Here is a 1,315-nt window from a genome sequence, read left to right as displayed (position 1 = left end):
CGGCATGAGCAGGCCGGTGCCGGCCGTCAGGTACACGACCGGGACCGTGCCCAGGGAGAGCGCGATCGTCCGGGGCGATGGTGGTGCGGGGTGGCGGAGCTAACCGCCCCGAGAGGGGATTTGCAAGGTTTCGTGGATGGCCGGGTGCGGATGTGACGGTAAGGACGCAGGACATCTCGTGGGGTGCTTCACGGGGTACTGGGGGATGTGATGATTCGTTTCTTATAAATCTACGTCGTAAAGGTGTCGCGCCCTTTCAGGGAAAGACCAGACCAACAACACGAAGGAGCGGCTCACGCCGCACCGAACAACCCAAGGGGTTCGCCCTGCGTCCCGTTTGGGGGAGGGATGGCCCCTGTGTGGCGGTGACACCGCCCGCGGAACCGGCAGCGGACGGCGACCGGTACCGGCCAATCGTGGATTGGCCCCGAAACCGGCACCCTCCGTCAGTGCTCATCCCAGGCTGTTGCCACCGACTGGTCCTGGATCGCGTGCACCGTGACGGGGAGCCCGCCACCGAACGGGCGCGGCATCGCCACCCTGGGCGGTCAGGTCCGCCACCCCGCACCACCATCGCCCCGGACGATCGCGCTCTCCCTGGGCACGGTCCCGGTCGTGTACCTGACGGCCGGCACCGGCCTGCTCATGCCGTGCCCGTTCCCACGAGGCCGCCGAGGCCCGCCACCGCCCACCCGAGGGAAGGGGTCGCGCGGGGTGAACTCGGGTCGGCGCACGCCTGGTCCATCAGTGGCCCCGGAGCACAGCCCAAAGGCCGTTCTGGGCGGCCAACGTTTGTTGGGGGTGGGGTCGGTGTGGGTAAGGGCCTGGCACGGACCGTGTGGTGAGTGTGTTGGGGGAGCGATGGCTGTTCTGAGTGAGGAAGAGATCCGGGACGGGCTGGGTCGACTGGTGGGCTGGGAGTGGGACACCGAGGAGTCGGTGATCCGTCGATCCGTACGGTTGGTGGGTTTCCTGGAGGCGGTGTCACTGGTGAACGAGGTGGCGCAGGCCGCCGAGCAGGCAGGGCACCATCCGGACATCGACATCCGCTACGACACGGTCTCGTTGGCGTTGAGTACGCACGACGAGGGTGGGGTGACGGAGAAGGACATGGCGTTGGCGGCCCGGGTGGACGAGTTGGTCGAGGGGACCGCACGGGTGGCGGAGTGAGTTCCCGTCCGGTGCGTTGAGCGCGACACCGGGCCCGGGGGCTGCCTCAAGGGGCGGCTGCCCGGGCCGCGGTGTGTCCCGGGGCGAGCCGATGCGTTCGCCGGGTCGCTGAGGGGCCACCTGGGGGCGGGGACGGGCACACATC

The 1,315-nt window shown here is 69.0% G+C and carries 1 protein-coding gene; it reads left to right on the top strand.

What is annotated here, in order from left to right; all coding sequences use genetic code 11:
* The first annotated feature begins 861 nt into the window (after nt 1–861).
* Nucleotides 862–1,170 (top strand): 4a-hydroxytetrahydrobiopterin dehydratase, encoded by a 309-nt coding sequence (locus tag ADX84_RS25090; RefSeq protein WP_049579978.1) that lies wholly within the window; start codon nt 862–864, stop codon nt 1,168–1,170.
* Nucleotides 1,171–1,315: the final 145 nt, after the last annotated feature.

Origin of the sequence: Nocardiopsis sp. SBT366 (assembly GCF_001083815.1) — a bacterium.
Lineage (GTDB): Bacteria > Actinomycetota > Actinomycetes > Streptosporangiales > Streptosporangiaceae > Nocardiopsis > Nocardiopsis prasina.
This window is presented reverse-complemented; position numbering and strand designations above follow the sequence as displayed.